A 23,012-nucleotide genomic window follows, 5' to 3' on the forward strand; every position below is an offset into this window, starting at 1 on the left:
GGGTGCCGGGCCAGCCCACCGGTGACTGTCCATCGCCGTCGGCGGCGGTGGTCGCCCGTGCACGGGCCGTACTCCACGAAAGATGCACCCTTCCGCGCGGGCCGGACGACCACGGACGGACGGCTCCCTACCCGGCCGTCCACAGGGGGCGTACCTCGAGGGTCTCGGGGGTCGGCCACGTCCTGGCGACGTCGACGGCGCCGGGCCGGTCCGCGACCTCCACGCGCAGGTAGCCGCCCAGGGTCTCCTGACCGGTGGCGAACGGGCCTTCGGTCACCTCGGTGGTGCCGTCGGCGGCCCGGCGTACCGTGACCGGCGGCGTGACCTCGGTCTCGAACGCCTCGCCGCCGACCAGGACACCGGCTTGGGCCTGCTCGCCCATCCATGCCTCGATCTTCTTGCGGTAGGCGAGGCGGTCGTCCTGGATGCTGCGCCTGGAGGCGTCGTTCTCGATGACGACGATCGCGAACCTCATGAACGTTCTCCTTGTCGTGACGTGCGGAAGTGGGTGAGGGGAGGGCTGTGTGGAGCTGCGCGATATCGAGATCTTTCTGACCCTGGCCGAGGAACTGCACTTCGGGCGGACGGCCGAGCGGTTGCACGTCACCCAGGTCCGGGTGAGCCAGGCCGTCGCCCGACAGGAGCGGCGCCTCGGCGCCGCGCTGTTTGAACGCACCAGCCGCCGGGTCGCCCTGACCCCCATCGGCGAGGGGCTGCGCGACGACCTGAAAGCCGGGTACGAACGCATCCTCAGCGGTCTGCACTCCGCGAGACAGGCAGCTCGGGGGCGCAGGGGCGACTGCGGCTCGGCGTGTTCGGCTCTCTCGCACACGAACTCGCGCCGGCCACCGCGCTGTTCCGCGAGCAACACCCAGCCTGCACGCTCTCCTTCCACGAGGTGCATTTCAGCGACCCGTTCGGGCCGCTGCGGGCCGGGCAGGTAGATCTGCAGCTGTGCTGGCTGCCCGTGCGGGAGCCCGACATCACCGTCGGCCCGGTGGTGCTCTCGGGACCGTTGTCCCTGATGGTGCCCCGTGCCCATCCGCTGGCCGGGCGCGCAAGCGTCCGCCTGGAAAACCTCGGAGACTGCGTATTCCCGGCTGTGCCATCCGCAGCCACCTGCGGCGCCGGGGAATCCGTGCGGTCATCCCGCAGCCCTCCGACCAGGCCGCCCGCCAGGCTTCGACCGCGAGGCTTACAAGCAGCGGAACACCGTCGAGCGGTGCATCAACCGCCTCAAGCAGTGGCGCGGCCCGGCCACACGGCGACAAGCTTGCCATCGCCTACGAGGCCTCGCTCCACCTCGCTGCCATCTCGACCTCATCTGGACACGGCTCTGACCAGGAAAAGGTGAGCATCAGAGCACCCGCAGCAAATGTTGCCTTGACAACAGTTGTCGCGGCATTCACGATGGAGGAGTGATGACGTCTTCCACCAGCGGCTTGCGCGACCACCTCGGCTACTGGCTCCGCCGGCTCTCCGACGAAGTCCACGGCCGCTTCGAACGGGAACTCGCCGAGCACGACGTGACCGTCTCCCAGTGGGCGGTCCTGATCACCGTCCACCGCGGCGACGCCACCACCACCCGGGAAGTGGCCCGGTACATGGGCATCGATGCCGGCGCGGTCTCCCGCCTGGTCGACCGACTGGCCGCCAAGGGCCTGATGACCCGCGAACCGGACCCCGCCTCCCGCCGCACCCTGCGGCTGGCACTCACCGACACCGGCCGCGACCTGGCCCCCCGGCTGGCCGAGATCGCCGACCGCAACGACGCCCACTTCTTCGCCGCCCTGGAACCGGAGCAGCGCCGCCAGCTGGAGTCCTGGATACGCCACCTCGTCGGGGAGGCCCACTCAGAGCCACCCGCACCACCCACCCCCTGAAGGGCACCACCGTGAGCACCGCCCCCACCACCGCACGCTCGGTCACCAAGACCGTCACCATCGAGCGCCCCGTCACCGATGTCTACGCCTTCCTCGCCGACGCGGCCAATTGGCCCGCCTGGGCGATCGTCAACATCAAGGCCATCGAGCCCACCGACGAGCCGGACTGGTGGCTGATGACCACCCCGCACGGCCCGGCCAGGCTCCGCATCCGCGGCAACGCCGAACTCGGCATCCTCGACCACGACTACGTCGAGGACGAGGCATCCTGGCAGGTCCCCGCCCGCGTCGTGGCCAACGGCACCGGCGCCGAATTCATGATCACGTTCTTCCAGCCGCCGGCCTTCACCGACGCCTTCTTCGACGAGCAGGTCGCCCTGGTCGACACCGAGCTCGCCACCCTCAAGCGCATCTTGGAAACCGGCGCGTGAGCCTGCCCCACTCACGACTCGCCGAGGCGGCCGACCGGCTCACCGAGCAGTTCGCCCGCCTCGGCACCCCCCAGCCCACTCCCACTCCCGCACCGGATGGACCGCACCGCGTGCATCCGGTGAGCCTCCGCCAACATGAAGTCGCGGGTGAAAGCGCTGGCGTGACCGGTTCTCGGGGTGCTCACTCCGTCCATGAACGGCTGTCTGAGGAGTAGATCATCCGTCAACGGCTGACGTGGCCGGATGTCGTCCCGATGCTTTGTTACTGCTCGTAGTCGCCGTTTGGCGATCTGTAGATTGCGCTGGTCTCTGCTGCCGCAGATACCTCTGCCGGCCCTGTGACCACGGGTGCGGATGCGGCAATGCCCGGACAACCGGGCTGACATGGGCGTCGTCGACGCCCGTAAACGGGAGGGATCTATGCGTTCGCGCTTCAAAAGGACGGCGTTCACAAGCGCCGCCACACTCTGCATATTCGGCTCTGCACTGGCTGGTGGCGCCATGCCGATCCTGGGCCTGCGCCCAAAGCAGCGCTTCTCAAGCGAGGCTTCGGATCATGTCGAACGACGAGTACGTCGCGCGCTTCGGTGTGAAGAAGGACTGGTCGACAGTCGACCGCGAACACCGCGACATCCCGACGCGCCACGAGAAGAATCTGTAGCAGCCTGCCTTATCAAGGGAACAGGCGACGGCTCTCCTGTATCGCCCGAGTCGGACGCGGCGCTGGCGCCACGGTCTGTCCGCCATCGTCAGCGCGCCGTCCGTACCTCTCGACCCTCCGTTATCCGATGCTCATTTGTGGTAACGCCAGCTCAACAGAAAGGGCTCGGTTGCGCGCTGCGCAATCGCATGGAGAGCTGCTGATAACAATTCGGTCGCACACCCAGGAAGGCTCTGAGATTACTTGTCAGTAGTTCTCTCACGGGACTTCTGCAGAGCGTGAGGAGCGCTTGAGGAATCCCTGCCAGAGGTCGCGAAGTGGTCATTTCCTCCCGCCGCTACGCCTGGCGTGCGGCCTCAGGGGCCGGGCGCAGGGGAGTTGATGGCTCGTCAGGGAAAGATCATGGTCAGGATTGTTGGAGCAGGTGGTTCTTTGTTCGTTTGTTCGGTGCATGGTGATGATGCACGCTGTCCCCGCGCTGCGAACACCGCACGCACAGCACTTGCCGCCAGCAAGAATCCCAACCGGCGAAGGCGCCGCCCCGGGGGCCGCGTCCGGAATTCGCCCGACCCTTTTCCATGGAGACAGGCGCATCCGCCGTCGTCCCCGTCGGCGGGCCAGACCAGCTGGTCAGCAACAAGAAAGGGGACGACATTCGTGCTTGATCCCTCAGACACTCATCCTCTGGGGCACGACAGATCCCTCCGGCCGTCAGACATGTCTCTCGCGGAATATCTCACAGGAAGTCACGGCCCCGCATCGGTCAACCGCTCCGTGACAGAACTGATGACCCGGCACTGGGACGCCGTACACACCTACGCCACGTTGTGCACCGCGTCCGCCGGCCACGCCGGAATCCTCACCGCAGCCGCCTTCATGCGGAAATTCGGCAGCGCCCATCGCGGGTCAGGTCCGGTGTGCGCATGGCGCCCCGCTCTGCTGAACTCCGTCATGCGCATCGCGCTGGAGTGGGACACCACCGGCAGGTCCCAGTTGTTGCACCCGGGCTTGCGCACGGGCGGCGGGCACCCGCACCCCGCGCCCGGGGCCCATCCGCCGGACAACCGCCGTCTGATACACCGTGCCTTTCACCAGTTGCCGGAGCTCGCCCAGTGCCTGTTGTGGCACACGGTGGTGGAAGGCGAGGACATCAGTGGGCCTGCCGCCTTGGTGGGCCTCGATCCGGAGCGTGCCGGCCACGAACTCGACCGTGCGTTGAAGCTGCTGCGCATCTCTTGCGTTCAGGCCCACCTCACCCTCGCCGCCGACGAACAGTGCCGTCGCTACAACCGGCTCATCGAGGCCGTCACCCGCACAAGCCACCTGCACCACCTCCCCGACCTGCGTCGCCACAGCCGTCAGTGCTCCCACTGCCGGCATGCGCTGGACCAGCTAGACCACTCGCGGCAGCAACTGCCGCTGCTCCTCGCCGAGGGTGTGCTCGACTGGCGGGCCGACGACTACCTCGCGGCGCGGCGCAACGGCACAGCCGACGCCCTGCGGTCCGCGGGGCGGCGCCCGTCCACCGGGGGACCCGTGCCGAAGAAGCGCGACGCCCGCCTGTGGAACCGTTCGATGGGATGGGCGGTGGCCACGGTCATTCTCCTGGCCGCGGCCGGCACCACGATCCTGGCCTCCTTGACCGGCGGAACAGCGACCCGCGCTGCCGGGGAGCCGGGTCCGTCCAGTGCCGCACCTCGCGTTGCCCCGCCCCCGTCCAGTGCCGCACCTCGCAGCGCGCCGTCTCCGGACACGCCGAGTGGTGTGCATCGGACGCAGCCGAGCACGGCGTCGTCGCGGCTGCCCCAGCTCCCCTCCACGGCACCGCCCGGCGACACCACCGTCCACGCGAGCGCGCCTGCGCCACCGCTGACGTGCCGGTCGGATAACAAGCCGGAGGCCGCGGCCCGTCGGCACACCGTCGCGCGCCAGTACGACGAACCCCGCTCTCGCCACTGCGACCTCCCCGACAACGACCGGGACCGTGCAGACGCCGGGCCGCGCCACGATCCCGACCGCTGCGAACCCCGCCAGGGCGAGGACAGGCGCCACGAGCACGATCCCTGTGACCGTCAGCTGGACGACGGTGACCAGCAAGGTCCCGGCGAGCACGACGGCCGGGACCGAGAACACGGCCGCCACCAGCACGCCGACCACCGGCGGCAATGGAGCCACCACCCGCACCTGAGCGACTCTCCGCCGTACGCAGACGGCACCGCACCCGCTCAAAACGGCGAGTCGGCGCGCTGATTTCGCGAGCCGGCCGCAGCCGGCCAAGCGGGCCGGCTGCGGCTGTTCACCTCCATGCGCCCGCGGTGCTGAAAGAAACCAGCCAGTGCCGGACAGAGCGGGGGTGTGGAATCCATGACGGAACAACAGACGTCCGGGGAGCTGCGGACGCGCTTCGAAGCACTGGTGCACGTGGTGGCAGAGCCGCTGCACAGGTTTCTGTTGAGACGGGCGGACGCCGACGCTGTCGAAGACATCCTGTCGGAGACGCTACTGGCGCTGTGGCGTCGCATCGACGACCTACCGGCGCTCGCCACGGGCTCGGAGGTCGATCCAGACACCGTACTGCCCTGGTGTTACGGCGTGGCGAGAGGCTGCCTCGCGAATGCCCGCCGGGCGGACGGACGTCGGCGTCGGCTGATGCAGCGGTTGACCCTCGCGCAGCGACCGCTCCCGGCGGCGGGCGCCGACCACACCGACCTGTACGCCGCGCTCGGCACGCTCCGCGAGCTGGACCGCGAACTCGTGCTGCTATGGGCCTGGGAAGGACTGGCGCCGCGCCAGATCGCGGAGGCGACCGGCCTGACCCCCAATGCGGTCAGCATCCGGCTGCACCGGGCCAAACGCAGACTCGCCGTGCAACTCGAGCGAAAGACCAGACGCCGGACCGGACATGACAGAGGTGAAGGAAGGAGCGAAGGGTGAACGACGACGTACTGCTGGCACGGCTGAGGGCTGCAGACCCGGCACCGACCTCATCGACTCCGCCCCCCGACATCGACCGCCTCATGGAGGCCGCCTTGACCACCGACACCACATCCAGGGCCGCGGAACTTGCGCGCGGCAACGCCAACCCTGCCGTCCGGACCACGATGCGAGGGCGAGGCCGTCGCCACCTGGGGCTTGCCGCAGCCGCAGCCGTACTCGTCGCGGGCGGCGGTGTCGTCTGGCAGGTTGCGGCGGACAGCGGTCGACAGGGCCGGCAGACACCGATCAGCGCGCCTGTGACATTGACCCCCGAGGCGGTGGACCCCGAAGCAGCCGCCGCCCAGTGCGTGGAACCCACCGTCGAGACCCTGCGCAAGTACCCCATCGCCTTCAAGGGCACAGTCACCTCCCGGAACGGCGACGGCGTCGCTTTCCGCATCGACCACTGGTTCCGCGGCGGGAACGCGGCGTCTGCCCGGCTCATCAGCGACCAGGGCAACGCCGACGCATGGACCTTCGAGGTCGGCCGGTCCTACCTCGTCACCGCAGACAACGGCGTCGTCCCGGCCTGCGGCGGCACCGACCACGCCACCAAGAAGGCCGAGAGGCTGTTCCGCCTCGCCTTTGAGAACTGATGCTGCCAGGCCGCTTACAGGGGCTTGGGTGGGTGAGCTCCGGGCGGGGTCGGCTGGGGCTGTGCCGACGAGGGGTGTGCCGTTGGCGCGGAAACGGCGGCCACCACCTGGTCGGCCCGCTCCAGGCGTAAGGAGTCCGGATAGTCCGTCACCGGGCGCCGCCGGGTGCCGGGTGCCGTGCTGGGGGGCGACGACGAGGGTGACGCCCGTCGGCCCGTCCCAGGCTTCCACGTCCACGTTTGACCGATCATCGTGTCTGTGCCGGTGAAGATGGCGAGCCGTCCGGTCCTGTTGAAGTAGTGCATGCCGTCACCGTCCCTGCCGCCGACCGGACGCATGGGCAGGAGGTGACCGCCCCGGCGCCACGAGGATCTCCCCGTGTGCCTCTCCCGCCGCACGCGGGCCGTCCCCGCAACCCAGGACGGCATCTCATGCACACCACGTCTTTGCACGTCAGGACGGGTGGGATGGTTGCGTCGTCGCGGATGGGACCGAGGTTGTTGCGGTGGTCTCCCGGCGTCTTCGAAGCTGTGGGTGTCGCACCGGCCGGGTCGATCCGAGGACCTCGTAGCGGACCGGTGACGACTCCCGTCCCGAGCCCGCGTACCGGGCATCCGTATGCCCGCAGGGCCCGGATGACCGACGTACGGCGTCGTCCCGGGGCGGGTGCGCGCGGCGGAGAGCCGGCGCGGGCCGCACCCACGGTGTGGGGAGCGGCCCCGACGAACCACGACACGAAGGAAGTCACGACATGAGCAGCAACACCCACACCCGCCGTCGTCCGGGCCGCCGCGCGGCCGTCGCCGCAGGGCTCCTGCTGGCCGTCGGGCTCGGCGTGTCGGCGCAGGCGACGGCGCAGGCCGCCCCCGCTCCCGCCCCCGTCCAGGCGTCCGCCGCGGCGCGGTCGGTGACCGGCTACAACGGCGACGTGGTGACCCAGATCGCCGACTTCTACGGCGCGTACGTCGACGCCAAGGACGACGCCGCCGGCCCGGACTCCGCGCTGGCGAAGGCCCTGCGCGCGCACTACCTCACCCCCGCCTTCGCCAAGCAGCTGGCGGCCTGGGAGCGGACGAACAGGGCGGACGGCGTCCTGCGCGGCCAGGATGTGCCCGTGGAGTGGACGGTGACCCAGGGCACCACCGGCCTCGACGCCGTCGTCACCCTCACCTACGGCGGCGGCGAGTCCCTGACGACGACCACCCGGCTCGTCGTGAAGCAGGAGCCGGCCGGCGGCATCACCGACATCCGCGTCACGAGCACCGCCCGCCCCAAGGCGCCCGCCGCGGCGCGGTCGGTCAGCGGCAGGACGGGCGACTCGGTGACCCGGGTCGCCGACTTCTACGGCGCGTACGTCGACGCCAAGGACGCCCCCGTGGGCCCGGACACGGCCCTGGCCATCGCCCTGCGCACGCACTACCTCACCCCGGCCTACGCCAAGCGGCTGGCGGCCTGGGAGCGCACCAACGGGGCGGACGGCGTCCTGCGCGCCCAGAACGTGCCCGTGGACTGGACGGTGACCGAGGGCGCCCGCACCGGCGAGGTCGCCGTCACCCACGCCTTCGGCGGCGGGGAGACGCCGACGGTGACGACCCGTCTGGTGGTCAGGCTGGACCCGGCGTCCGGTGATGTCGCCGACATCCGCACCGTGGGCGCCCGCTGACGGTGCGGCTGCCCCGTCAGGCCCCCTTCCGGCTGCGTCCGGGGGCGGGCTCGGCGGTGTCTCTGCGTCAGCCGGCGGTGGCGTCCATGTTCGCGGCGGGGATCGGGACCCAGCGGCCGGGGCGGTAGGAGATGCGGTCGTACCGGTAGCCCGGCAGCCCCTTGGAGCTGGTGCTGTGGAACGGGCGGCCGTGGTCGTCGATGCGGACCGTGCCGGTACGGCCCTGGGAGGACCAGGTGAGGTCGAGGTACCAGTCGCAGGTGCAGGACTCGGTGCGCGCAGACACCATCAGGACCTCGGGGTCCTGCAGGGACACCCGGTAGGGGAAGCCGATCGCGGGGACCGGCGTGCCCGCCCCGTCGTCGCCGGGCATCGAACGCGCCACGGGCTGGTACGCGTCGAGGTTCACGGAGAAGAAACGGGGGGTGATGCCGGCGCCGCAGCCGTCACTCAGGGAGTAGACGGTGCCCCGGCCGGCGGCGGGGGTGGCCCGGTTGGTGACGCGCACGTGCAGCGCCTCCAGGACGACGGCCGCGGAGCCGCGTCCCTGCACGGTGATCCGCACACCGGCCGTTCCCGCGTGCACCGCCCGCTGGGAGGTGGCCCACGCGGCGATGTCCTCGGGGTGGGGCGGCGGCGGCACCTTCTGCGGCGGCTGGGCGACGACGTAGTCCTCGCCGCAGCTGCTGAGCCCGAGGGTGTGGTCGTCGGCGGTCCAGGTGAGGGGGGCGGGGACGGTGGCCCTTGCCCGGTGCGGCGCGGGCAGGTGACCGGCGGTGGACGCGGTGAGCCCGAGGAGCGCGGCGACGAGGGCGAGGGCGAGGGCGACGGACCGGAGGGAGCGGCGGCGGGACCACGGCCGGTGCCGGGGTCGGTATTGGGGCCGGGGCCGTCGGTCGGGGACGGCTGCGGGGACGGGCCGCGCGGGATCGGCGACGACCGCGGGACCGGTGTCACCGCCCGGAGCAACCGCTGCCCGCCGTCCCTCCTGCGGACGGGGTTGTCTCCGGGCCGCGTCGGCCACGACCCACCGGCGGTGCAGCTCGGTGCGCTCCTCGACGGACGCACCGCACAGCACTGCGAACCGCTCGACACCGGCAAAGTCCTGCGGGACCGTTTCTCCGGTGCAGTAGCGGTGCAGGGTGGAGGCGTGTACGTCCAGCCGCCGCGCCAGCGCCGCGTAGCTGCGGTCGGTGCGCTCCTTGAGCCGCCTGAGCAGTAACGCGAACTCCGCTACGTCATCGTGAACTGCAGCCATGTGGTCCGTACTCGTATCGTCCGTCGGCCCGCGGGCCCGTCCCGAGGGAGCACAGCTATCCGGTGCTCCCCCTCATGTGCACGCTTTGCGGGCCGGGGACGGTTCCACAGCGCGAGGCAGGGCAGTTGCCGACGGCACAGGCCGTCGCCGTCGCCGGCAGGGCGTTTCGTCAGCGACCACATCTGGCCTGCTTTGGGCACCCTTTCGGTTCCCGTATGGGACCCCCTCGGCGTCGCCCGTGCCCGACTCCGGCGGGCACCGAGTCATGTGTCACCAGCAAACGTCGCATTCCTTCACGACCTGGGGCCGACAGCCTGTCGGATGAACTGCTCCGCCCTCACTTCGCACTGCCTCGTGCCGTCATCCACGGCGACGCCCACGTCGGCAGCATGCTGCGCGCACCCGAGGGACACGCCGTCCTGTGCGATCTGGACTTCATGTGCCTCGGGCCACCCGAGTGGGACCTGATGCCCGAGTTCGTCGGCTACCTGCGCTATGGGCGCCCCTGGGCTGACTACCAACGCCTGTCGGATGCCTACGGCTTCGATCCGCGCACCTGACGAATTCGTCGACAGTAAAGGCGTCGACACCAGCTCCAAGCTCTACCAGGACACTCAAACTCGTCTCGACATCTACAGCGCGCTCAACGTTGCCGGAGCCGTCCGAACACTCGGCAAGAAACTCCTCAAGAACGCTGGCAAAGAGATCGACATTCCGCTACCTGACTGCGAATGCTTCCTTGCAGGCACAGCTGTCCTCCTAGCTGATGGCTCCACCAAGGACATCGAAAAGGTCAAGCTCGGCGACAGGGTCCTGGCAACCGACCCCAAAACCGGAGAAACGGCCCCCCGGAAGGTTACTAGCCTGATCCGGACAGACGGAGACAAGCACTTCAACGAACTGTCCATCGCCACCAAGGACGGCATCGAGAAGCTCACCGCCACCCATGAACACCCCCTGTGGTCTCCCCCCGGCATGACTGGGTCCCGGCGGGAGAGCTCGTCCCGGGCATGACCCTGCGCACCGACAAGGGTGAAACGGTCATCATCACCGACAACCGTCCCTTCACCCGGCACGCACGCACTTACAACCTGACGATCGACGATCAGCGGTGCATCAACCGCCTGAAGCAGTGGCACGGCATCGCCACCCGCTACGAGAAGCCCGCGACCATCGGTGCGGCGTGGAACGGATGGGCGAGCAGACGCTGACTGACGCGCTCGACGACCCCGACGGCGATGCCCTCTACCGCCGCCAGGCCGCGCAGGCCGAAGTGGAAGAGGAGCGGCGGCGGGCCGCAGAACGGGAAGCGCGGCGGCCGTTGTGCAAGCGGTGAATCGCTACGGAGATCGCCTGGGTGGTAGGGATCCGCTGGCAGCGGCGCGGCATCGCCACCGAAGCTACCCATGGACTCGTCGCATGGCTCCGGAAGTATGCGGTGCACACGGTCACCGCCCACATCCACCCGGACCACAAGGTATCCGCCGCCGTCGCCACCGCAGCTGGCCTCACCCCCACCAACCAGTGGCATGACGGAGAGATCAGATGGCAGCTGACGACCAGCTGACCACACGCATCCAGAGGTCTTGACGATTACTCAGCCGCAGCAGGGTGAGCGCGAAGGGGTCAGGGGGTGATTACGTCGTAATCACCGACGGTTGGTGCGTCTGGCCACCGTGTCCTGCTCCGACCCACAGCAGGGGCGACTGAGGTGGTGACACCGGGTGGTCGAGCCGCAACACGGCACTCCGTCATGCGCCGTTTCCACTGGGAACGCAAGAAGGGCCCTGCCCTCCGGTGACTGGAGGACAAGGCCCTTCGACGCGAACACGGAGACTGGCACGTCGGTGCCCGGCGTCATCTGTTGAACCGCTTCCTCGACCAGGTCCACCACTGCTTGAAGACCCGGCAACACCACGAGCAACGAGCGTTCGCACACCTTCTCCCAGCGCCAGCCTGACCCGGCAGCGCGAGCCAAAGACAGGGTTGCCATGATGTCGATCATGCCTTCTCTGGTCACCGCCGTCATGCCTCATGGCACGCTCAACACCTCTGACCAGCCGTCGTTGCCGATCGACAGCGACTTGCTGCTGCGGCCCTGGTTGCCTTCCGACGCAGCCGCCGTCGCGCGAGTGTTCCAGGACCCGACGATCCAGCACTGGCACCTGCGCAGAGCTGACTCCGAAGACGAGGCCCGTGAATGGATCGAACAGTGGCGCTGCGGCTGGGAGAGCGAGACCGCCTGCCACTGGGCCGTGGTCGATGGTGACGACGAGACGCTCCTCGGACGGGTATCCCTCCAGTCCATCATCATGGCCGGCGGCCAAGCAGAGATCTCCTACTGGACCGCCCCCGAGGCCCGCGGCAATGGCGTCTGCACCCGGGCAGTGGCCCGAGTGTCGAGCTGGGCACTGGAAGAGGCCGGCTTCAACCGACTCGAACTCGGCCACTCCACGGCGAACAGTGCATCCTGCCGCATCGCCGAGAAGACCGGATACACCCTGGAAGGAGTACGGCGGCGGGCACTGCTTCACGCTGATGGCTGGCACGACATGCATCTGCACGCCCGCGTCCATGAGGGCTGACGAAGAGAGGGCCGTACCAAGTCGGACCGAACTATGCCTTAGCAACCCACAGGAACCGAAATCATGCAATTATGCCCATCGTTCGCGCTCATGAAACAGAGACAGCTTGACTTCTTAGCCCCCTGAGATGTTTCGGAGGGGGCCGGGGGGAGTCGGGTGATCTTGCGGTGTGTGGGTGGGGGCTGATGGGTGGGCCGTGGTGCACTCCTCCCCGGACGGGCGTCACGAGGGCACCACGGCCGCCGCCGAGCCGCCAGGCCGGGCCGCTTCGCGGTCGCCTTCGGCAAGCCTGGCACCCCGACAACGCCCGTGGTAGGGCTGCGCCTGCCCCACCGAGGAGGGAGCACCCCCTGACAGGCCGACCTACGGCGAACCGCGGGTCAGTCGAGACGCATACAGCTCTGCCTCTCCAGCAGAGACGACCCGACCCAACCGGCTCTCCCCGCCTTCAGCCCGCTGGCCGAATCCCTCGCCAGACTGACACAGAACCGGCCCCGCTGAGCTTGTCGTTTATCCCGTGCGGCGGGGTTTCGTGCCGGCCTTGTGGTGGGCGGGTCGGCTGTATGTCTCGCCGGTCGCGAGGACTCTGCCCACGTCATGGCGAGTGGCCGGGCGATGGTTCTTCGAGCCCGGTGGCCGGCCGGGCCCGGGGTGGGACGGTTTCGGCGCACCGGCCGGAGAGCCGGTCTTCGCGCGCAGGTTCATGAACCCCCGCCGGACACGGGCGGGCGTCAGCCTGTTCGGCTCGGTTGGTTTCTCCCAGGGGCACCGCAGGTCAGTGGCCCATGGGCGTGCGAGCCGGAGCTGGGCATAGGCGGTGATCACCAGCCACGTCCACCGGTCGGCCGCCTCCGAGCTGCGAAGCCGCGGCCGGGTCCATCCAAGCGTCTGCTTGAACAGGCGAAACAAATGCTCGATGACGAAGCGTCGCAGAAAGGCCTGCCAGCAGCGGTCGAGGTCCGCCTCGGTGACGGCGGTGCCAGACCACCACAGCCAGAGCCGCTTGTTCACCCCGCCGCTGGGCAGTTACTCCACGGTCAGGCGGATGACGGTTCCCTCGATGATGGGCAGTGGCCCCTCGTGGTCCATCCAGGCCGCCCACCGGGTCAGCCTCGGATGGAGCCGGTCCCACGCCTGTGCGGTCGCCTTCCCGCAGAGGCGGGTGCCGGTAACTGTCACGGCCTGCTCGGCGCCCCAGGTGGCCGGATCACCGAGGATGAACTCGCCGCCGTGCTTGGGCGGCCGGCCTCCCTGCGGCAGTGAGATCCACGGCACCGGGACCGGTTTGCGCATCACCCGGTCCGAACGCAGCCGGCCGAGGACCTCGACGGGCAGGTCGCCCAGCAGGTGGGCGATGCGGGGCGCGTCGTGTCCGGCGTCCAGCACGACCAGGACCTCGGGGGCGCCCGGCTTCCACTGGCAGCGGCGACGAGTTGCTCGACGACTTCGCGGAGCTGGACCGCGGCCACCGCGGCGACGTCCGCGCCGGGCTCCAGGCGGACCGCGTCCAGTACCGCCGTCCACGAGGTGCGGCCGGTTTCGAGCGCGGCCACGATCGAGTAGGGTCAGCCAGGGATCATCTGGTGCTTTGCCCCGCCGCGACCGAACGTGTGGCAGAAGGCCCGGTAGGGGCAGGTGTTGGCGTCTGGACGCAGCCACGGCGAGACGTCCGCGGCCAGTACGATCCGACCGTCCGCCGCCCTCGGCAACGGCATCGAGGCCAGTGCGCGACGGAGCCGGGCCACATCGATCCGTCCTTGGTTGAGGCCGCCGTAGAGGGCTCCGTGTCCCCGGCGGTGTTCCGGCGCCAGTGCCAGGTCGACCAGCGTCCGCACCGGCCCGTCCGTGCACAGCAGCGCGTCGCATAGCTCGAACAGCGCGTCGCCCCGCGCAGTCATACAGGCATGGACCTCGCTCCGGAAGCGGGACAGCATTCCCACTCCTTCGTCCCGCGAGCCATGCTGTGCAGTGCCCGCTTGATGGCCTCCTCGATGATGCGTGTCGGGCTCACTTGAGGATGGGGAGAAAGCAGACCCAAGGTGGGGAAAACCTAGGAAGGCCGGAGGCTTGGCGCCCCGATGGGGTACCGCTGAACGAGGCGTGGGGGAGCAGATGGAGTGGGCTGCGCTCGTAGGCACTGCGCTGGGTGCTCTTACAACACTGGCTGGCACATCATGGTCGGAATACCTACGTGCCCGACGCGACCGTCAGACACGCGACGGGTACCAGAAGCAGGAGGTGCATGTCGCGTTCGCGCTCGCGTGCAATGCATCTCATGAAGAACTGCGGCGCATTGCGCGTAGCGCGACTCACACTGATCGGTGGAACACCTGCCGCGACGCCCGGCTGGAAGCTGGGTTGTTCGCACAGAGGGAACGTCTGCTGGTCACGGCTTCACCCCCCGTGGTCAGCGCAGCAGAGACCGTCCACCGGCATTTGCTCGCCATCCGAGACCTCATTGGCTCGGGCGCGAGTCTTGAAGGCGATGCCTACAAACAGGCATACGCGAGCTATGCGACCTCGCTGTGGCAGCTCCGGCAGAGTATGCGTGCGGACGCCGCACCCCCCTCTTGGATCTTTCAGATCCGGCCCTGATCCGTGAGAAACTACCTGTCAATGAGCCCCGACGGCATGATGGTCAAACGACAAGCTGAGCTTGTTCTTTAACCTAGCGCCGGGTCGGACGGTCGCGCGGTGGGGAAATTGGGGTGCGTGTCGAGGGCAGACTGGTCAGACTCGCGGCATGACAGCGAAGATCAGCCGCATCAACCCCGATCAGTTGCATGAGACGCCGGGCTACCACCACATCACCGTGGTGGAGACCGGCCGAACGGCTTACCTGGCGGGGCAGTGCCCCCTCGACCAGGGCGGCTCTCTCGTCGGCCCGGGCTCCCTCGAGGTGCAAGTCGATCAGGTTGTCGTGAACGCACTTGCTGCCCTTACGGCGGTGAATGCTCAGCCGCAGCACGTGGTGCGTTCGGTGATCTACGTGCGGAGCGGTGACAGGGACGACCTGGGCCTCGCCTGGCACCGGCTTACCGCTTCCGCCCTCGGGCCGGCCTTCACGTCCGCCAGCACGCTCCTGGGGGTTGCGCAGCTGGGCTTCGCAGGGCAGCTGGTCGAGGTGGACCTCACCGTCGCGCTGCCCGACTGAGCGGCCCTCACGCCTCGAACAGCGTCTCGAACTGCTTCGCCCGCATGGTCATGTGCCGGACGCCGAGGCGGCCACCGTCTGATCATGTGCTCCGACCAAGGTGCACTGACCACGACGAAGCCCGTGAGGGTGAGTCTGCTGCCTGAAGCCGCTGTGGATGAGGCGTTCGCGGAAGCGTCCCGCTTTCGGGACGAGTTGTACGCGTGTCTGACCGTGCGGGGCGACGAGCTGTTCGAGCTGACGGATGCGGTGTTGTGTGCGCCGGGTGCGGTGCACTCGGCGGTGGAGTTGACGCTGCTGCCCGAGCACCGGCGCGGGCATGGCGCAATGTACGACGCCCTGAACCGCGGCCGGATCGACACCGGGCGGCTGCGGTCGCTGCTGGCCGACCTGCCGCTGCCCCGGTTCCCGGACGGCCGTCTGGTACTGGCGGTGGACGTCTCGCCGTGGCTTCGCTCGGACGCACCGTGTTCACCGGACCGGTTGTTCTGCCACGTCTATGGCCGGGCGAAGACGGCCTCGCAGTTCATCCCGGGCTGGCCGTACTCGTTCGTCGCGGTGCTGGAGATGGGTGCCACGTCCTGGACGCAGATCCCGGACACGGTCCGGCTCGGTCCGGCCGACGACGCTACGGCAGTCACTGCCGCTCAGCTCCGCGACGTCGTCGAACGGCTCATCGCCGCGGGGCAGTGGCAGCCCGGCGAGCCGGACATCGTCATCGTCACGGACGCCGGATACGACGTGACCCGGCTGGCCTGGGTTCTGCGGGATCTGCCCGTCGAGCTGATCGGGCGGATCCGCAGCGACCGCGTGATGCGGTTACCGAAGCTGCCGCGAATCTACGCCCCCAAGGGCGGCCGACCGCCCAAGCACGGTCCGGAGTTCCGCTTCGCCAAACCGGAGACCTGGCCCGACCCGGCGGTTACCACCGGCACGGCCACCGCGAACTACGGCAAGGCCGTCACACCGGCGTGGGACCGGGTCCATCCGCGACTGACCCACCGGGCTGCCTGGCTGGACCACAAAGGTGAACTGCCCTTGGTTGAGAGGACGTTGATCCGGCTGGAGATCGAGCACCTGTCGAAGGACCGTGAGGCGCCGGCGGTGTGGCTGTGGTCCTCAAAGACGGGCTCCTAGGAAGTCGCTAGAGGGTGATTACGTCGTAATCACCGACCGTCGGTGCGTTCGGCCACCGCGCCTTGCCTCGACCTGCAGCAGGGCGAATAGAGCCGATGGCGCCGGGTGGCCGGGCCGGTGCGCGACGCTCGGTCCCGCGCCGTTGCCACTGGAATCGAAAGATGGGCCCTGCCCTCCGAAAGCCGGTGGGCAGGGCCCTTCTGGAGCAGCCCGGATGGCCGTCAGCTGATGAGGGAAATCGGCATGAAGAGGTACTGCAGCGCCTGGACGTTGCTGCCACGCCCACCGAGGACCGTCAGCTCGATGGCCGTGGACCGAATCGGACGATCAAGGTGCGGCCGACGTCCAAGGCCCCCGGGTGCGTACGCCGGCGAGCATCCCTCGGAACTTATCGACGGCTGCCTGGTCCTCGGGGAAGAGGGCGTGAACGGATCCTCGGGTAGTCTCCTGCTCGGTGCTGGTGCGAGAGCCCAGCGGGCCCTTTTCAGCACGCGCGGCAGATGGACGTACAGATGCTCGACTTCGATCTTACGGCTCCCGTCCCGGAGCGCTCGGGTGGCAAGACCTCCGTTGTGAGAGGCAGCCGCGCCGGGGGATGCTGACTTGTGGCGCCACGCGCCAAGCCAGAGAACCGGGGGAGACCATGGCTGCTGGGGGGAGTGACGTCCTTGAGGCATCGCAGGTGCGGATCTACTCGGCCGCCAGTGAGGTGATGGGTGCAGGGTTCCTCGTAGCCGCCGATGTGGTGTGCACCTGCGCCCATGTCGTCACCCGGGCACTCGGGGCGCCAAATGACGCAGAGCAGGCCCCCGGCAAGCCTGCGGACTTTGACTTTCCGCTGCTGAACGGCCGCCTCCGGGCCCGGGCGACGTAGTGTCCTGGCGGCAGGGCGGGGTGGACGTCGCGCTGTTGCCGCTCGACGCGACAGTCGAGGGCGCCCGGCCAGTGCCGCTCGTCGACGGGGCCGGCGTCTGGGGGCACGCGTTCCGGTCCCCGGCTACTCCGCCGACGCCGACTGCGGCATATGGGTCTCGGGCACACTAGACGCCGGACAGGGCTCGGGCTGGGTACAGATGGGGCCCCGGGCCGAGGCCGTGCATCGTGGAAAGGTTCAGCGGGGCGCCGGCTTGGGACGACGCGCAGGACGGCGTCGACGGGATGACGGTCGCCTCGCGTGGTCATGCGCTCCCTCCGGTGTTGGTGTCGGCCGCCTTGAGGACGCGCGGGAGATGGACGTGGAGGTGTTCGACGTCGACCTGGCGGCCGCGGGCGCGCAGTTTGCGGGCACGGAGTTCGGTGAGTCCGGCTGCCCTTTTCCGGCCTAAGGGCAGACGGCCGGAATAGGAGAGACACGGGGCGGACCCGCACGTATCCTCCGGGCCGTGAGACCGACATATGTGCTGGACGGCAAGCAGATCAGAACGCTGGGACACCAGTGTCGAGCAGTTCGGATGCGCCGGCGGTGTTCAGAACGACGGCCTGGACGCGTGGGTGAGGCCATCGAGGTCGAGGATGTCGGGGGCGACTGCCGGGTCGCGGAGTCGCCTGCGGACGTCTTCGACGCGATCAGCGGCCGCAAGGATCGGACTACCGTCCGGGGCCGCGGGCAGGTGCGGGTAGCCGAATGAGATCAGGCGTATCGGGTGCATGATCGGGGTCTCCTGATTCCCGCGGTGAGGGTGCTTGGTCGGTGAGGAGGTCGACCAGCTGCGGTCGGAGGTCCTTGTCGGCGACGGAAACCAGACCGGCAAGAACGGCGCCGTGGAAGGCGAGGAGTAAGGACGCTTTGCCGTCCGTACGTCCGAAGGTGCGCGGGTTCCCGGAATGCTGAGCGTTGGGAGGGCGGAACCTGTATGTCAGCTGATGGCTGTCGTGGTCCTGCGCGTGGGTTCACCGTGATTTAAGGGCTTTGGCCTCCCGAGCGTTCGCCGTGCCGCATCCGAGTGGCTATCTCGCAGGCCAGTGTGGGTTCGGCGTGCCGTCATCGCTCATGTGCGCCCGCTGCCAGATCCCGTTCCAGTTGAATGGGGTCATCGGTACGAGCCGGTGCCGCTGGCCGCACGGACATGGCGCCAGCACCCATGCGCACCCACGCAACAGCGCGACCCAGTCATGCCCGGTCGAGCTCAGTACTCGCGGTCCCTCGTCCCCGCAAGCCGGGCAGCCGGGCAGATCGGCGCCGTCCAGTAGCGCGTTCTGCCGCCGGACGTACGCGGATAGTCGCAGCAACGGGTGGCGAAACGGGTCTTCGAACCATGCACGGTCTGGGCTCTCCCACCAGTTCCGCAGCCACCACGGACGAGGATTCGGTACAGCCCGCCGCCCGGCCTGCTTCTCCGCCCGACGCTGCACGGCATACTCCTCTGCCCGCACGAGCCACAGCGCCCGCGCCTCGTGCAGTTCCTCCACCGCCCGTGCCAGCGCGTCCGGGTCCGCCTCCAGCCGTCGGGGGATCGCGGCGCTGAGCGTGAGGTGGTGGTATGTCGCCCGCAGGCCGTAAGGGGCAAAAACGGTGAGGCATGTGCGCAGCGCGCTGTGCCGCCGGTGGACGGGGGGCCGGGCGTCGTGCACAAGCGCCCGGTGGGTCAGGAAGCTGGTCATTCTGTGAGCTCTAGGTCCAGTGCCCGGGTCAAGGCGGCCGTGACGGCGGCGGTGTGTGTCGGCAGGTGTTGTTCGGCCAGATTCCGGCAAGGCTGTGGAAGTCCCGCAAGTCCGCCTCGGCACCGGTGACGAGCGCGCGCACCTGGCCCACCGGCAGTTCGATCACCCGGCTTCCGTCCTTCGCGTCGGCGTCGAACGTCAGCCGGACGTTGTCGCCGACACGCTCGGCCGCTGAGGACGGGTCGTGGCCGAAGTAGGAGCAGCCGGCGCCGTCTAAGCACCTCCCGCCAGTCCCGCCACGCCCTTGCGATCGAAGCGCAGGTCCCTGAACGCCCTCACCCAACGCCATCCGGATCTCCGCAACGAGTTCCACGCCCGCGTCCAGGAGCGAGGCGCTGTCCCCGACGTAGAAGCCCGACTCCGCTCGACGATCGTGAAGCTCAAGGAGACCATTGCCAATGGGAGCGAGGAGCTTGCCCGCTTGCGTGAGGGCGTCCCTGCACTCGTCCGCGTACTCAGTCAGCTCACCGCTGAGAACGAAGCACTGCGCCAGCAGCTCCAGCTGCCGGCACCGAACGTCATCCCCCTCCGGCCCTGACCGGCAGGCGTGGGCAGCCAGCATGGCAGGAGAACTGGGCCGCCGGGTGGCCGAGGTATCAACCGGATGCCTGCCGCAGCAACGGATCGGGCCGGCCCACCGAAAGCGGTGGACCGGCCCGATCCGTTCAGGCGCGAGCTCGTACGTCTACACGTCCGGGGTGGCAGCGGGTTACTCGGTGACGCCCAGCTTCTCAGCAAGCCAGGGTCGACCAGGGACGTGCGGTTTCCAGTCAACCCTGATGTTCGTGCAGGTCAGCGGCGGCGAAGTGCTGTATCGACCTCTTCTCTCGCCTGCACAACTATGCCTCGTCGTCGAGATCGCGCTGCCTGTCAGCGAGGTACTCCCGGACGAGGCGGCCGAGCACTTCACCCTCGTGCGCGCGCTCGTTGAAGACGGCGCGCTTGGAAGGCTTTGACCTCCTCCCGCTCCAGGAACGCGTGCAGGAGCCTCGCCTGCGGATGGAAGTAACCGCAGCAGATCAGGCGCGTGCAGTGCCCCTTCAGCTCCCTGACCTTCGGGGTCCGCCATGGGTAGTGCGGGTACCCCTTGAGCTCCGCCTTGCAGCGATCAAGGATCTTGAACAGCTCAGTCTTGTTTCCCCACTTCTCCTCGCCGTAGTGCAGCTCGAACCACTCGCGGCGATCCGCGTCGGCTATCTCTCGCTGGACGCGTTCCACGCGCCTTGTGATGCCGGCGAAGACCTTCGGGCTCATCCTCCACTTGGAGCGCGTCAGCTCCGGATACCGGTGGCAGATGTCCATATCTGCAACCCAATGCGCGGCGCTCTCGTGCTTGCTCTTCCGGAGGTTGCAGGGCTTGCAGGCAGGGACGAAGTTCCACCAGATGTCGTGGCCTGCCCCGGCGATCGGCCTTTCGTGGTCCAGTGTGGTGGACGGGGAGCGGCCGCAATACACGCACAGGCCACGTTGCGCAGTCAGCACCATCAGCCACACCCAGGCCTTCTGCTTGCCTCTGTCGCCTCGGCGAATAGCTTCCACTGCACCCCTCCTGCCCGTAGCTGGCTAGGCGGGATCGTAAGACAGGGCGCTGACAATCCGTAGCCGTCGGTCGATCGTCACGCGGTTCGACGGGGAGGCAAAGACGTCGCGGCGGGTCAGCGCACGGTGCAGCTGCCCCAGGACACACACCACGTAGGCGTCGCGGTCCACCGCGCCCTCAGGCAGCGCGGTGTTGGAGTACACCGCCTTCTTCCACGCCGGCGGCACCAGCTCGGCGTCGATCTCCTTGGGCAGAAGCGGGCGCTGGGCCACCTTGCGCCGGGCCAGCACCGGCAGCCGGCACACTGCCTTGAGCACCCGCCGACCGCCCTGCGCGGCGCCCAGCGCCCCCGGCACCACGCCACGCAATGATCCACTCAAAGGGGCGAACTCCGCGCACGCTGTGGCAAGCCATGGTGGATACGGACCTCGAGTTCGGGGCGCCTGACTCAACACGCTGACTTGCCAAGGAAGACGAAGCCGACCGGGTAGAGGTGATCGTCGGTGGGGTCGTCGATGCCGGTGACGTACAGGCCGCGATGGACGATGCAGCCGTTCTCCACCGCGTCCTCGCCCGGCGTCCACAGCTGTTCGGCGGGGTGCATGGTGCCGTTGTCACCCTCGCTGGTCACGAGGTCGTACAGGCCGGTGGTGGTCATGCGCACGCTCCGGTGCTGGTGTCGGTCGCCTTGAGGACGCGCGGGAGATGGCAGTGGAGGTGTTCGACGTCGACCTGGAGGCCGCGGGCGCGCAGTTCGCGGGCCAGGAGTTCGGTGAGTCCGGATGCCCTGTGCCTGCCGCCTGTTCTCTCGCTTATTGCGAGCTATTGCTTCCGATGCCAGTGGCCGTTGTTGATGCAGTCCACGACATGACGAAGACGCTCCGTAGTCGTGTGCGATCTGAATCTCCGCAGTGCGTGGTTCTGTCGGTAGTTGGTGACGTCAGTTGTTCGTGAAAGCTGACCGCACCAGGTGATGGCCCAGAAAGATGTTCGCGAATTCTGACGTCAGCATCGGGGTTGCGGTGTCAAGCTGGATGTGCTCAGTAAAGGAGCACCCCCGATGCTGCCTGGCCAGTCGAAGGTCGAGTTGTACGCCGCACTGCGGCGCGACTCCCGCGATGGCATGTCGAACCGGGCGTTGCAGTGCAAGTACGGCGTCACCTGGAGCACGGTCAACCGGCCCTGACCTCGGCTGGGCCGCAGCCACGCACGACAACCGCTTCGGCGCGGCCGTCGAAGATGGATCCGTTCACGCCGCTGATCGACGAGATCCTGCTCATTGATCTGGATGCGACCAGGAAACAGCGCCACACCGTCACCCCGGATCTACCGTCGTCTGATCGACTAGCACTCCTCGTCCGAGGCGTTGCGTTGACCACTTCAACCCGCACCGATGAGAGGGCGCAAGCGTCCTGCGAGCAACCGCGCGGTCCGGCCAGGGACTGAGAGTCCGGTGTTTATACCTTGCTCGCGACCACCATGTAGTTCTCGGCCTCAAGATCGAACGTGCTCAGTTCCGTCTGGAGTCCGACCCGGTGCAGCTCGACTTCGAGTTCCTCGTACCGGTAGGGCCAGCAGGACAGCAGTTCTGAGCGGACAAGAACCAATCCGGTCGCATCAACTTGCGCGATCGCAATCTCGATGTGGTGCTCCTCCTCCCAATGCGGCGCAATCTCCCAGCGGTAGACCACGATGGCATCGCGACCGTTCCGGCGGACGAGTCGGTCACTGATCTCTAGCCGGGAACCTCTGGCCCTCACGAGTTCCCAAGTGCGGGATGTGAGTACCAAGCGTCCGCCGGGGCGCAGAAGCCGTGACATCGACTCCAGAGCAGCACCCCTGCCTGTCGCGCCCGTGGCATGGTGAAGCGAGTTGCCAACGCAGAACACCATGTCGAACGTGTTGTCCTGGAAATGGTCGGGCAACTCTTCCCAGTCCGCCCGTACGGTCCGGACGGATGCCCCGAACTCCTCAGACATCTCTGCAGTCCGACGAACCATCGCCTCGCTGGCGTCAGTTGCGACAACCTGCATGCCACGACCGGCGAGGCCAACCGCCAACTGTCCGGTTCCGCACGAACAGTCAAGGACCTGAGCGTTCGACGGCAGGAGATTGAGGACGTCGTCGAACGACGCAGCGAACTCGGCTGGAGGCAACTTTGCATCCGAGATGAGCCATTCGTACACCTCGGCAAGCACGTCATAACCTGTCACAACCACTACCTCCGTCACGCGACTCACGGTAGGACGTCAGTCCATCAGCGGAGCAAGCCGGGCACCAATGGTTTTCGCAAGGATGGCTCTGACGGTGTTTGGGGTTGTCAGTTGTCCGTCTGAGAAGCCATCCGCTTACCGACAAACGGGCTTGTCTGGTCGAACGAGGGCCTTGGTCGGGTGATCGCGGTGGGGTCGGCGCATGAAGGCAGGGCCTCGCGGTAGCTCGTGGGTTGTCGAAGCCAACGAGCGGT

Annotated in this window: 20 protein-coding genes and 7 pseudogenes; 18 read left to right on the forward strand and 9 right to left on the reverse strand. The window is 68.3% G+C overall.

Features of this window, described 5'->3' with window-relative positions; all coding sequences use genetic code 11:
* Positions 1–127: 127 nt before the first annotated feature.
* Complete coding sequence (locus tag ACIP4Y_RS35300) at positions 128–475, reverse strand: YciI family protein (RefSeq protein ID WP_401400294.1); 348 nt, start codon at positions 473–475, stop codon at positions 128–130.
* A gap of 49 nt (positions 476–524) precedes the next feature.
* Between ACIP4Y_RS35300 and ACIP4Y_RS35305 the strand changes: the two are divergent.
* The 8 genes and pseudogenes from ACIP4Y_RS35305 to ACIP4Y_RS35340 form a co-directional block, all read left to right on the forward strand.
* Positions 525–650, forward strand: a pseudogene (locus tag ACIP4Y_RS35305) (LysR family transcriptional regulator); the annotation flags it as partial.
* Positions 651–811: 161 nt separating this feature from the next.
* The gene (locus ACIP4Y_RS35310) at positions 812–1,354 is read left to right on the forward strand and encodes a LysR substrate-binding domain-containing protein (RefSeq protein ID WP_401400295.1); all 543 of its coding nucleotides are present in this window, start codon (positions 812–814) and stop codon (positions 1,352–1,354) included.
* Positions 1,355–1,421: 67 nt separating this feature from the next.
* Positions 1,422–1,883 (forward strand): MarR family winged helix-turn-helix transcriptional regulator, encoded by a 462-nt coding sequence (locus tag ACIP4Y_RS35315; RefSeq protein ID WP_401400298.1) that lies wholly within the window; start codon positions 1,422–1,424, stop codon positions 1,881–1,883.
* Between the two features lie 11 nt (positions 1,884–1,894).
* Complete coding sequence (locus tag ACIP4Y_RS35320; protein ID WP_401400300.1) at positions 1,895–2,314, forward strand: hypothetical protein; 420 nt, start codon at positions 1,895–1,897, stop codon at positions 2,312–2,314.
* A 1,612-nt stretch (positions 2,315–3,926) separates the two neighbouring features.
* Positions 3,927–5,225, forward strand: a complete 1,299-nt coding sequence (locus ACIP4Y_RS35325; RefSeq protein ID WP_401400303.1) for a hypothetical protein — start codon at positions 3,927–3,929, stop codon at positions 5,223–5,225.
* A gap of 114 nt (positions 5,226–5,339) precedes the next feature.
* Positions 5,340–5,909 carry an RNA polymerase sigma factor gene (locus ACIP4Y_RS35330; RefSeq protein WP_401400305.1) on the forward strand — a complete coding sequence of 190 codons (570 nt, stop codon included), beginning with the start codon at positions 5,340–5,342 and terminating at the stop codon, positions 5,907–5,909.
* Positions 5,910–6,004: 95 nt separating this feature from the next.
* A complete protein-coding gene (locus ACIP4Y_RS35335) occupies positions 6,005–6,547 on the forward strand; it encodes a hypothetical protein (RefSeq protein ID WP_401400308.1) in 543 nt (180 codons plus the stop codon).
* Positions 6,548–7,298: 751 nt separating this feature from the next.
* Positions 7,299–8,210 carry a hypothetical protein gene (locus tag ACIP4Y_RS35340; protein ID WP_401400311.1) on the forward strand — a complete coding sequence of 304 codons (912 nt, stop codon included), beginning with the start codon at positions 7,299–7,301 and terminating at the stop codon, positions 8,208–8,210.
* A 67-nt stretch (positions 8,211–8,277) separates the two neighbouring features.
* On the opposite strand, the gene ACIP4Y_RS35345 is transcribed toward ACIP4Y_RS35340, so the two are convergent.
* Positions 8,278–9,468: a helix-turn-helix domain-containing protein gene (locus tag ACIP4Y_RS35345; RefSeq protein WP_401400314.1), complete on the reverse strand. Its 1,191-nt coding sequence runs from the start codon at positions 9,466–9,468 to the stop codon at positions 8,278–8,280.
* A 215-nt stretch (positions 9,469–9,683) separates the two neighbouring features.
* Between ACIP4Y_RS35345 and ACIP4Y_RS35350 the strand changes: the two genes are divergently transcribed.
* The 6 genes and pseudogenes from ACIP4Y_RS35350 (at position 9,684) to ACIP4Y_RS35375 (ending at position 12,053) form a co-directional block, all read left to right on the forward strand.
* Complete coding sequence (locus ACIP4Y_RS35350; RefSeq protein WP_401400317.1) at positions 9,684–10,028, forward strand: phosphotransferase family protein; 345 nt, start codon at positions 9,684–9,686, stop codon at positions 10,026–10,028.
* Between the two features lie 166 nt (positions 10,029–10,194).
* A pseudogene (locus tag ACIP4Y_RS35355) lies at positions 10,195–10,574 on the forward strand (Hint domain-containing protein); the annotation flags it as partial.
* An 86-nt stretch (positions 10,575–10,660) separates the two neighbouring features.
* Entirely contained in the window at positions 10,661–10,804 is a 144-nt protein-coding gene (locus tag ACIP4Y_RS35360; protein WP_401400320.1) for a hypothetical protein, read from the forward strand.
* 3 nt (positions 10,805–10,807) lie between these two features.
* Positions 10,808–11,035, forward strand: a pseudogene (locus ACIP4Y_RS35365) (GNAT family N-acetyltransferase); the annotation flags it as partial.
* Between the two features lie 252 nt (positions 11,036–11,287).
* Positions 11,288–11,428, forward strand: a pseudogene (locus tag ACIP4Y_RS35370) (IS110 family transposase); the annotation flags it as partial.
* Between the two features lie 43 nt (positions 11,429–11,471).
* Positions 11,472–12,053: a GNAT family N-acetyltransferase gene (locus tag ACIP4Y_RS35375; protein WP_401400323.1), complete on the forward strand. Its 582-nt coding sequence runs from the start codon at positions 11,472–11,474 to the stop codon at positions 12,051–12,053.
* A gap of 510 nt (positions 12,054–12,563) precedes the next feature.
* Here ACIP4Y_RS35375 and ACIP4Y_RS35380 read toward each other — a convergent pair.
* A pseudogene (locus ACIP4Y_RS35380) lies at positions 12,564–13,987 on the reverse strand (NF041680 family putative transposase).
* A gap of 809 nt (positions 13,988–14,796) precedes the next feature.
* Here ACIP4Y_RS35380 and ACIP4Y_RS35385 point away from each other — a divergent pair.
* A complete protein-coding gene (locus ACIP4Y_RS35385) occupies positions 14,797–15,207 on the forward strand; it encodes a RidA family protein (RefSeq protein ID WP_401400326.1) in 411 nt (136 codons plus the stop codon).
* Positions 15,208–15,291: 84 nt separating this feature from the next.
* Positions 15,292–16,341, forward strand: a pseudogene (locus tag ACIP4Y_RS35390) (transposase); the annotation flags it as partial.
* 1,950 nt (positions 16,342–18,291) lie between these two features.
* Here the strand turns inward: ACIP4Y_RS35390 and ACIP4Y_RS35395 are convergent.
* Together ACIP4Y_RS35395 and ACIP4Y_RS35400 are read right to left on the reverse strand one after the other, a co-directional pair.
* A complete protein-coding gene (locus ACIP4Y_RS35395) occupies positions 18,292–18,945 on the reverse strand; it encodes a hypothetical protein (protein WP_401400328.1) in 654 nt (217 codons plus the stop codon).
* 28 nt (positions 18,946–18,973) lie between these two features.
* Positions 18,974–19,567, reverse strand: a complete 594-nt coding sequence (locus ACIP4Y_RS35400) for a hypothetical protein (protein WP_401400331.1) — start codon at positions 19,565–19,567, stop codon at positions 18,974–18,976.
* A gap of 217 nt (positions 19,568–19,784) precedes the next feature.
* Here ACIP4Y_RS35400 and ACIP4Y_RS35405 point away from each other — a divergent pair, with 217 nt between their 5' ends.
* Complete coding sequence (locus ACIP4Y_RS35405; RefSeq protein WP_401400334.1) at positions 19,785–19,961, forward strand: hypothetical protein; 177 nt, start codon at positions 19,785–19,787, stop codon at positions 19,959–19,961.
* Here the strand turns inward: ACIP4Y_RS35405 and ACIP4Y_RS35410 are convergent.
* The 3 genes and pseudogenes from ACIP4Y_RS35410 to ACIP4Y_RS35420 all read right to left on the reverse strand — a co-directional run bounded on the left by ACIP4Y_RS35410 (position 19,912) and on the right by ACIP4Y_RS35420 (position 21,203).
* The gene (locus ACIP4Y_RS35410) at positions 19,912–20,544 is read right to left on the reverse strand and encodes an HNH endonuclease (protein ID WP_401400336.1); all 633 of its coding nucleotides are present in this window, start codon (positions 20,542–20,544) and stop codon (positions 19,912–19,914) included. The two genes, ACIP4Y_RS35405 and ACIP4Y_RS35410, sit on opposite strands and share 50 nt — an antisense overlap.
* A 33-nt stretch (positions 20,545–20,577) precedes the next feature.
* A pseudogene (locus ACIP4Y_RS35415) lies at positions 20,578–20,892 on the reverse strand (hypothetical protein); the annotation flags it as partial.
* 101 nt (positions 20,893–20,993) lie between these two features.
* Positions 20,994–21,203, reverse strand: a complete 210-nt coding sequence (locus tag ACIP4Y_RS35420) for a hypothetical protein (RefSeq protein WP_401400339.1) — start codon at positions 21,201–21,203, stop codon at positions 20,994–20,996.
* Positions 21,204–21,605: 402 nt separating this feature from the next.
* Here ACIP4Y_RS35420 and ACIP4Y_RS35425 point away from each other — a divergent pair, with 402 nt between their 5' ends.
* Complete coding sequence (locus ACIP4Y_RS35425) at positions 21,606–21,731, forward strand: hypothetical protein (protein ID WP_401400342.1); 126 nt, start codon at positions 21,606–21,608, stop codon at positions 21,729–21,731.
* Between the two features lie 271 nt (positions 21,732–22,002).
* Here the strand turns inward: ACIP4Y_RS35425 and ACIP4Y_RS35430 are convergent, their stop codons facing one another.
* Positions 22,003–22,758 (reverse strand): class I SAM-dependent methyltransferase, encoded by a 756-nt coding sequence (locus ACIP4Y_RS35430; RefSeq protein ID WP_401400607.1) that lies wholly within the window; start codon positions 22,756–22,758, stop codon positions 22,003–22,005.
* Positions 22,759–23,012 lie beyond the last annotated feature (254 nt).

This window comes from Streptomyces sp. NPDC088810 (genome assembly GCF_044750305.1).
GTDB lineage: Bacteria > Actinomycetota > Actinomycetes > Streptomycetales > Streptomycetaceae > Streptomyces.